The following is a 9,281-nucleotide window of genomic DNA, read 5'->3' as shown; positions in this document are numbered from 1 at the left end:
TCGCCAAATGGTTTATTTGGAGGTACCGCCGTCATCCCGGCGCGGGCCGGCACCTCTGGCGATGAACAGCCCACCTTGCATCGAGGCTCCCGGCCAATGCCTGAAGACCGCAAGCGTTCCCGGCCTGCGCCGGGATGACGGGGATTTTACGCGAATCCCCATCTGGCAATCGCTGCGGCACTCCTTTAGTGGGGCCGCAACTATTCCATTCGACCAAAAGAGCCCGTCATGACCCATCCCTACCGCTCCCACACCTGCGGCGCCCTGAGCGCGGCCGAGGTCGGCCAGACCGTCCGCCTCTCGGGCTGGGTCCATCGCAAGCGTGACCATGGCGGCGTGCTGTTCGTCGACCTGCGCGATCACTACGGCATCACCCAGGTCGTGACCGACAGCGACAGCCCGGCGCTCGCCGTGCTCGATTCGCTGCGCGCGGAGAGCGTCGTGACGATCGAGGGCACCGTGAAGGCGCGCACCGAAGGCACCGTGAACCCCAACCTCGCCACCGGCGAGATCGAGGTCTATGCCCGCGTCGCCACCGTGCTGGGTAAGGCCGAGGAGCTGCCGATGCCGGTCGCCGGTGAGCAGGAGTACCCGGAGGACATCCGCCTCAAGTACCGCTTCCTCGACCTGCGCCGTGAGACGCTGCACGCCAACATCGTCAAGCGCACGCAGATCATCCGCGACATGCGCCGCCGCATGGAAGACACCGGTTTCACCGAATATTCGACGCCGATCCTGACCGCTTCCAGCCCCGAAGGCGCACGCGACTTCCTGGTGCCCAGCCGCATCCACGCCGGAAAGTTTTACGCGCTGCCGCAGGCACCGCAGCAGTACAAGCAGCTGCTGATGGTCGCGGGGTTCGACCGCTACTTCCAGATCGCACCCTGCTTCCGCGACGAGGACCCGCGCGCCGACCGTCTGCCGGGCGAATTCTACCAGCTCGACCTCGAAATGAGCTTCGTCACCCAGGAAGAAGTCTGGGAAACGATGGAGCCGGTGCTGCGCGCCACCTTCGCCGAGTTCGCGGGCGACAAGCCGGTCACCCCGGCCGGTGAGTTCCGTCGCATCCCGCACGCGCAGGCGATGCTGGACTACGGTTCGGACAAGCCGGACCTGCGCAACCCGCTGCTGATCAAGGACGTGACGGAGCACTTCGTCGACTCGGGCTTCGGCATCTTCGCTGGCATCGTCGCGGGCGGCGGCACCATCCGCGCGATCCCGGCTCCGGGCGCGGGCGCGGGCAGCCGCAAGTTCTTCGACGACACGAACGTCTGGGCGCGCGGCGAAGGCTATTCCGGCCTCGGCTACATCAACATCAAGGACGGCGTCCCCGGCGGCCCGATCGCCAAGAACCACGGCGAGGAAAAGACCGCCGCGCTGATCGCGGCGCTCGGTCTCGGCCCGAACGACGGCGTGTTCTTCGCTGCGGGCAAGGAAGAGCAGGCCGCCAAGCTGGCGGGCCTCGCCCGTACCCGCGTGGGCGAGCAGCTCGGCCTGATCGACAAGGACCGCTTCGAGCTGTGCTGGATCGTCGACTTCCCGTTCTACGAATGGGACGAGGACAACAAGAAGGTCGACTTCGCGCACAACCCGTTCTCGATGCCGCAGGGCGGGATGGACGCGCTGGAGAACCAGGATCCGCTGACGATCAAGGCCTACCAGTACGACCTCGTCTGCAACGGCTTCGAGATCGCCTCGGGCTCGATCCGCAACCAGTCGCCCGAACTGATGGTGAAGGCGTTCGAGATGACCGGCCTGACGCAAGCGGACGTGGAGGATCGCTTCGGCGGCCTCTACCGCGCGTTCCAGTATGGCGCCCCGCCGCATGGCGGCATGGCCGCTGGTGTCGACCGCATCGTGATGCTGCTGTGCGGCGCGCAGAACCTGCGCGAAATCACGCTGTTCCCGATGAACCAGCGCGCCGAGGACCTCCTCATGAACGCGCCGAGCCATGCCGAGCCCAAGCAACTGCGCGAACTGCACTTGCGCGTGGTGGAGCCGGTCAAGCAGGCTTCGCCCGCCAAGGCGGCGGAGTAAAACCCATTCCTCCCCGAACTTGTCTCGGGGAGCGGGACCGCCGCCGCAGGAGGTGGTGGAGGGGAAGAGGCGAGGCATTCCCCCTCCGCCAGCGCTGACGCGCTGCCACCTCCCCGAGGCAAGCTCGGGGAGGAGCCTTGGCCGCAAGGGCGCTTTCTGCCGTCAACCGTGGATAACGCGAGGCTCATCAGCGATCACTGCCGCCCCAAGGCTCTTGCCAGCGCGCCGCCCAGTCTTTAGGGCGACTAGCGTAATTCAAACCCGCCTATTTTCGAAGGGGTCTATACAAATGAGCGATACCGCCGATCGGGTTAAGAAGATCGTCGTCGAGCACCTCGGCGTTGAAGCCGAGAAGGTCACCGAGGACGCCAGCTTCATCGACGATCTGGGCGCCGACTCGCTCGACATCGTCGAGCTGGTCATGGCGTTCGAGGAAGAATTCGGCGTCGAGATTCCGGACGATGCCGCCGAGAAGATCAGCACCGTCTCCGATGCCATCAAGTACATCGAAGAGAACAAGGGTTAATCCCTTCGGTCTGATTTCGGGCCTGCATTTCGGCGCTCCGCTCGTGAGGGGTGGGGCGTGAATGCAACACCGGATTGAAATCGGCAGGCTCGCCCTTTAAGGGGGCGGGCCTGTCGCCGTTTTCGGGCCGTCGGTTTCCCGACGACCGGATGCGGCCATTTGAGATTTTCGGAGAGCATATGCGTCGTGTCGTCGTAACCGGACTTGGTCTCGTCACCCCCCTGGGCGCTGACGTGGAGACCGTTTGGGCCAACATCCTCGCGAGCAAGTCGGGCGCAGGTCCGATCACCAAGTTCGACACCACGGGCCAGAAGTGCCTGATCGCGTGCGAAGTGAAGCCCGCCGATCACGAATACGGCTTCGACGCCGGAAAGCGCGTCGATCACAAGATACAGCGCCAGGTCGATCCCTTCATCGTCTTCGGCATCGACGCCGCGGGCCAGGCGCTCGAGGACGCGGGCCTGACCGACATGAGCGAGGAAGACAAGCTCATGGCCGGCTGCTCGATCGGCTCGGGCATTGGCGGCCTGCCGGGCATCGAGAGCGAATCGCTGGTGCTGGCCGAGAAGGGCCCGGGCCGCGTCTCGCCGCACTTCGTCCATGGCCGCCTCATCAACCTGATCTCGGGCCAGGTCTCGATCAAGTACGGCCTCAAGGGTCCGAACCACGCGGTCGTCACCGCCTGCTCGACCGGCGCGCACTCGATCGGCGATGCCGCGCGCATGATCCGTGACGGCGACGCCGATATCATGCTGGCGGGCGGCGCCGAATCGACCGTCTGTCCGATCGGCATCGCCGGTTTCGCGCAGGCCCGTGCGCTCAACTGCAGCTACAACGACCGCCCCGAACAGGCGAGCCGCCCCTACGACAAGGACCGCGACGGCTTCGTCATGGGTGAAGGCGCCGGTGTCCTCGTCCTGGAAGAGTACGAGCACGCCAAGGCGCGCGGCGCAAAGATCTACTGCGAAGTGATCGGCTACGGCCTGTCGGGCGACGCCTACCACGTCACCGCCCCGCACCCGGACGGCGACGGCGCCTACCGCTCGATGCAGATGGCGCTGAAGAAGGCCGGCATGACGCCTGCCGACATCGACTACATCAACGCCCACGGCACCTCGACCATGGCCGACACCATCGAACTGGGCGCCGTGCGCCGCCTGTTCGGCGACGCCATCGGCAATGTCTCGATGAGCTCGACCAAGTCGGCCATCGGCCACCTTCTGGGCGGCGCGGGTGCGGTCGAATCGATCTTCTGCATCCTTGCGCTGCGCGACCAGATCGTGCCGCCGACCCTCAACCTCGACAACCCGGACGAGGGCTGCGAGGGCGTCGACCTCGTGCCGCACGTCGCCCGCAAGCGCGAAGTGCGCGCCGTGCTCAACAACAGCTTCGGGTTCGGCGGTACCAACGCCAGCCTCGTGATGCGCAAGATCGACTAAACTCATGATCTCCCGGCGCGGATGCGGCCTGGCGGCAGTCGTCGCCGTACTCTTCGTCGGGAGCCTCTGGGCCTTCTTCGGCGGCTGGTACGGCTCCGGCCCGCTGGAAGAAGACAAGCACTTCGTCGTCCCCACCGGCGCCAGCCTTGGGGACGTTGCGGACAGGCTGGAAAAGCAGGGCGTGATCGCCTCCGCTTCCGGCTTCAAGCTGCGCGCCCGCGTGTTCGGAGGCGGCAGCGGCATCAAGGCGGGCGAGTTCGCCATTCCCGCGCACGCCAGCCCCTCGGCCGTGCTGGCGATCATCTCCAGCGACGAGATCATCCGCCGCTTCGTGACGATCCCCGAAGGCATGCCCTCGGTGATGGTCTACGATCGCCTCAAGGCGCAGACGGCGCTGACCGGCGACGTTTCGGTGCCGGAAGAGGGCTCGATCCTCCCCGACACCTACAACTTCGAGAACGGCGAACCGCGCGAGGAACTGGTGCGGCGCATGCAGGCGGCGATGAGCCGCACGCTCAAGGAACTCTGGGCGAACCGCGCCAAGGGCCTCGTCGTAAAGACGCCGGAGCAGGCGATCGTCCTCGCCTCGATCGTCGAGAAGGAAACCGGCAAGCCCTCCGAGCGGCGCATGGTGGCAGGGCTCTACTCGAACCGGCTGCGGACCGGCATGCTGCTTCAGGCCGACCCGACGATCATCTACCCCATCACCAAGGGCAAGCGCCTCGGCCGCCGCATCCTCCAGTCGGAGATTCAGGCGGTCAACGGCTACAACACCTACACCATGGTCGGTCTGCCCAAGGGGCCGATCACCAACCCCAGCCGCGAATCGATCGCGGCGGTGCTGAACCCGGCCAAGACCGACGCGCTCTACATGGTCGCGGACGGCACCGGTGGCCACGCCTTCGCGGGCACTCTGGCCGAGCACAACCGCAACGTCGCCAAGTGGTTCGCCATTCGCCGTCAAAGGGGCGAGCTGTAACTTAGCTCAACGTTCCGTCCCTTGCTTTCGCCCGCGCATAGAGCAGCGAGGCGAGGGCGATGGCGAAGATCACGGCCGGGAACACCGCCGTCGACCACCCCTTGGCCGCGATCATCCCGAAGCCGAGGAAGCTCCAGCCGAACTGCATCACCACGCCCGCCAGCGAGGCCGCGAAGAACACCCATGCGATCTCGCGGCGCATGAGCAGCAGGATCGCCCCAAGCGTGCCGCCCCAGACCGCCACGGCATAAGCGACCCATGCCCATGCGGGCATCGAGCCGAATGCCTGTGCGGTGACCGGGTCCGTCTTCGCGACATCGTCGAGATCGGCGTTGACCTGCATCAGATAAGCGGCATCGCCGATCAAATTCCAGATCAGGATCAGTATCGAGATCACGCGGAACGTTCGCATCTGCTTCCCCCTTCATGCACTCCCGGGCCGAACTTTGCCCTGCGTCGCTCTTTCTGGCAATCGGGGCGGATTCGGGACGGGCAGCGGAGTTTCACGATGACCGAACAATCGCCTGACTGGCCCGCCAAAAACTGGGTCGCGACCGGCCCGCGCAAGGCGGGCTCCCCTTTGCTCGTCACTGCGGAACTGCCGTCCGACGTGCTGGGCTGGGCGGACGCCCTCAGGCGTGCGCATTACCCGCCCGAGCGTAATCGCCTGCGCGCCCATGTGACGCTGTTCCATGCGCTGCCGCCATCGGTCGAAGAGGAACTGATCGACCTTCTGAGCGACCTTGCCCGCGCCGCGCCGCCGCCAGCGCGGATCGAGGGGCTGATGAAGCTGGGCACTGGCACGGCTCTTTCCATCGAAAGCCCGGAAATGGTGGCGCTCCACGCGGAGATCGCCGAGCGCATGCACGGCCTGCTCACCCAGCAGGACGCACAGCCGCTACGCCTTCACGTGACGATCCAGAACAAGGTGACGGCGCAGGCGGCGAGGGTGCTGCAGGCGGAACTGGCGCAGCAATTGCAGCCGCGCACATTCCGTTTTCGCGGCTTCGGACTCTATGCCTGGGAGGAGGGCCTGTGGCGCCCGATCCGCCTCGTATCTTTTCGGGGTTGAAGGTGCTTTTTCGGTGTTGACCGATGCGAACCTTGCCCCTAGAGGACGCGGCCTGCCCCGCAGCAACGGGGCGCCGGATCGAGCCGCTCATCGCAGCGGCCTTGGTATGGCGGAGTAGCTCAGTCGGTTAGAGCAGCGGAATCATAATCCGCGTGTCGGGGGTTCGAGTCCCTCCTCCGCTACCATACTTACCGGATAATCCCACGTTTCAATTCATTCGCATGCCGGTGTCGCAAGGCATGGGTTTACATGTGCTTGCTCCTCCCCCTACCACCTCGGGGCGGGGTGAGATCGAGGTATGTGAATGGCCCTTGTGCGGCGATGGCAGGTGGCGCTGCTGGGAATGACCGGCCTTGGAGCCGCGGCTTTCGGATTGATTCGCGCCAATAGACTTCCGCGTCGCCGGGCTTCTTCCGACATTTCGCCTCCCGCTAGGGGCGGGACGACGCTGTCGCGCGTGGCGCAGGAGCGGGCGGCGCGGTATCCGGGGCTTTCGGGTGTGCATCTCGTGCCCGATGCCGTCGATGCCTTCGCGGCGCGCCTGCTGCTGGTCAAGGCGGCCGAACGGACGATTGATCTGCAATACTACATCTGGCACGGCGACCGCACCGGAACCCTGCTGCTGGAAGCCGTGCATGAAGCGGCGCAGCGCGGGGTACGGGTGCGACTGCTGCTCGACGACAACGGGATCGCCGGGCTCGACGGGGTGCTTGCCGCGCTCAATGCCCACCGCAACATCGAGGTGCGCCTCTTCAACCCCTTCCGGATACGCTACCCCAAGGCGATCGGTTTCCTTGTCGACTTCGGGCGCCTCAACCGGCGGATGCACAACAAGAGCTTTACCGTCGATGGCGCGGTCACCATCGTGGGCGGGCGCAACATCGGCGATGAGTACTTCGGCGCGGGCGACGGCGCCCTGTTCGCGGACCTCGACGTCGTCGCGATCGGCCCGGTCGCCCGTGAGGTGGAGGCGGACTTCGAGCGTTACTGGACGAGCGAATCGGCCTATCCGGCGCGGCAGATCCTGCCGATCCTGGGCCGCCGCAAGCGTGCTAAGCTGCGATCGCGCGCCTCGGTGGTGGAGAGCGATGCCTCGGCCCGCCGCTATGTCGAGCGTCTGCGCAGCCTGCCGCTGGTGCAGGATGTGGTCGAAGGCTCGCTCACATTCGAATGGGCCGAGGTGCGGATGATCAGCGACGATCCGGCCAAAGTCGTGCGCGACATCGAATATCGCAATCTGCTGGCCGGCAAGCTCGACGGGGCGATCGGGCGACCGCAGCGAGAGATGACGATCGTGTCGGGCTACTTCGTGCCAGGCGAGCAGGGCACGCGTCAGCTTGCCGATTATGCTCGCTCGGGCGTCAGGGTGACGGTGCTGACCAATGGCTATTCCGCGACCGACGTGGCGTTGGTCCATGCCGGGTATGCGCCCTGGCGCAAGCGGTTGCTGCGCGCGGGTGTGCGATTGTTCGAGACGGCGGCAGAAGTGCGCGGCGTGCCGTCGAAGAAGCAGCGCCGGCAGGGCAATCGTCTCGGCATCGGCAGCCGCCTGCGGCCGACCGGCAGCGGTTCGTTCGCGGCGCTGCGCTCGGGCGCGGCGACGATCCACGCCAAGACGATCACCGCCGACAGGGAGCGGCTGTTCGTCGGCTCGTTCAATTTCGATCCGCGTTCGCTCAGGCTCAATACCGAACTGGGTTTCGTGATCTACAGCGCCGCCCTGGCCGGGCAGGTGGCCGACGCGTTCGAGACCATCGTTCCGGATGCGGCGTACGAAGTTACGCTGGACGCACAGGACCGATTGCACTGGACCAGCGAACAGCGCAGCGCCGCGCGTGAGCCGGGGCTGGGCCTGTTCGACAGCCTCCTGATCGGGTTCGCCTCGCGCCTGCCGATCAGTTGGCTGCTGTGATCAGGGGTAACTCCACATAGCCCATCCGTGCGGACAGAGCTTCGGGGGTACGAGGATCTGGCCGCGCGTTGCCCAGGCCATGGTGGGATCGCACGTGGTTCATGAGCCTATCCCATGGAAATGTGGAGAAATTCACCCTCTGAAAATCATGGAGGAAGGGGTCCGTGCTCGACAAGTCAGGCGCGGCGCGCAATCTGGATGTATTGCACAGGGGTAACCGGGGGGCGCCATGTCGTTCGGAATAGAGGAAATTTACGAGGCCGCCTTCGATCGAACGCGGTTTCCTGAACTGATCGAACGGCTGGGGGCGGCGATGGGAGCGCAGGCCGGTTTTATCGGCTGGAGCGACCCGGACCGGCAGGTCGGATTCCAGTTCCAGTTCGGCAACGACCCGGTCTGGCTTGGCCGTTACGTCGAGACTTATGCGGCGCTGGACGTGCTGCTGCCACATCTCCACGCCATTCCCGAAGGCGAATGCCGCCCGGCCTGGGACCTGATGCAGACGCAGGAAGTGCGCGAGAGCCGGTTCTACCGCGAGTACCTGGCGCCACAGGGGATCGTCGACAACCTGGCGGTGAACCTCATCAAGCGGCCGGGCATCATCGCCAGTCTCGCTCTGCTGCGCCGTGAGCCGGCTGGGCGTTATACAAAGCTGGAATGTGCCAGGCTAGCGGCGCTGGTGCCCCATCTGCGGCGTGCGATTTATATCCAGAGCCATCTCGTGCGGGCGCAGGAGCATGCCGCCGCCGACCGCGCCTTTGCGGGAAGCGCCGGGAGTTCGGTACTGTTGCTCAGCGCCGAGCACCTTCTGCTGGAAGCAGCCCCGGCGCTCATCCCCTTGCTGCACCTGCGCATCGGCGAGCCGATCGGCGAGGGCGTGCTGGGCAACGCGATCGCACGGGCGATCACGCAAGGTGAGCCGGTCGCGGTCGAGGTGGTGCCGGGGGAGGACGCCTCGCCGGTTCGCGTGCTGCTCGAATCGCGGCGGCTGGACACGTCCCGCTTCGGTGACCTTGCGGACGGGCCGGCGGCGTCGTTCGCGGTGCACGTGACGCGCGTGGATCTGCCGCGCGCCATCGCCTTCGACGCCATCGGCAGCCTCTACGGCCTTACTACCACGGAACTGCGGGTGCTGAAGGATGCGGTAGATACCGGCGATCTCACCGCGATCGGCGACCGGCAGGGCATGGCGAGGGCTACTGCGCGCACGCACCTCCATCGCATCTACGAGAAGACGGGGACGCGCAGTTTTGCCGGACTTTCCAGTCTTGTGCACCGTTTCGGGACGATTTCTTCGGGCTGAAAAGATGCAGGGC

8 protein-coding genes and 1 tRNA gene are annotated in these 9,281 nt (G+C 65.8%); 8 read left to right on the top strand and 1 reads right to left on the bottom strand.

Annotated elements, in window-relative coordinates:
- The first annotated feature begins 228 nt into the window (after positions 1-228).
- From aspS to mltG, 4 genes are all read left to right on the top strand, one after another.
- A complete protein-coding gene (gene aspS / locus ACYPYD_RS00865; RefSeq protein WP_459661732.1) occupies positions 229-2,037 on the top strand; it encodes an aspartate--tRNA ligase in 1,809 nt (602 codons plus the stop codon).
- A gap of 289 nt (positions 2,038-2,326) precedes the next feature.
- Entirely contained in the window at positions 2,327-2,563 is a 237-nt protein-coding gene (locus tag ACYPYD_RS00860; RefSeq protein WP_007679564.1) for an acyl carrier protein, read from the top strand.
- Positions 2,564-2,742: 179 nt separating this feature from the next.
- On the top strand, positions 2,743-4,002 hold the full coding sequence (gene fabF, locus ACYPYD_RS00855; RefSeq protein WP_211150220.1) for a beta-ketoacyl-ACP synthase II: 1,260 nt from the start codon (positions 2,743-2,745) through the stop codon (positions 4,000-4,002).
- 4 nt (positions 4,003-4,006) lie between these two features.
- Positions 4,007-4,981, top strand: coding sequence for an endolytic transglycosylase MltG (gene mltG, locus ACYPYD_RS00850; RefSeq protein WP_211150219.1), 975 nt, complete (start codon positions 4,007-4,009; stop codon positions 4,979-4,981).
- A 1-nt stretch (position 4,982) separates the two neighbouring features.
- Here the strand turns inward: mltG and ACYPYD_RS00845 are convergent, their stop codons facing one another.
- Positions 4,983-5,393, bottom strand: coding sequence for a sugar transporter (locus tag ACYPYD_RS00845; RefSeq protein ID WP_459661731.1), 411 nt, complete (start codon positions 5,391-5,393; stop codon positions 4,983-4,985).
- Between the two features lie 96 nt (positions 5,394-5,489).
- Between ACYPYD_RS00845 and ACYPYD_RS00840 the strand changes: the two genes are divergently transcribed.
- The 4 genes from ACYPYD_RS00840 (at position 5,490) to ACYPYD_RS00825 (ending at position 9,268) form a co-directional block, all read left to right on the top strand.
- Positions 5,490-6,053: a 2'-5' RNA ligase family protein gene (locus tag ACYPYD_RS00840; protein ID WP_211150217.1), complete on the top strand. Its 564-nt coding sequence runs from the start codon at positions 5,490-5,492 to the stop codon at positions 6,051-6,053.
- 108 nt (positions 6,054-6,161) lie between these two features.
- A tRNA-Met gene (locus ACYPYD_RS00835) sits at positions 6,162-6,238 on the top strand.
- Positions 6,239-6,396: 158 nt separating this feature from the next.
- Entirely contained in the window at positions 6,397-7,965 is a 1,569-nt protein-coding gene (locus ACYPYD_RS00830) for a phospholipase D-like domain-containing protein (protein ID WP_459661730.1), read from the top strand.
- A gap of 229 nt (positions 7,966-8,194) precedes the next feature.
- Positions 8,195-9,268 (top strand): helix-turn-helix transcriptional regulator, encoded by a 1,074-nt coding sequence (locus ACYPYD_RS00825; protein WP_211150135.1) that lies wholly within the window; start codon positions 8,195-8,197, stop codon positions 9,266-9,268.
- Positions 9,269-9,281: the final 13 nt, after the last annotated feature.

The sequence above is a fragment of the Novosphingobium sp. 11B genome (assembly GCF_054589055.1).
Note: the sequence above shows the minus strand (reverse complement) of the source record. Positions and strands in the feature narration are given on the sequence as shown.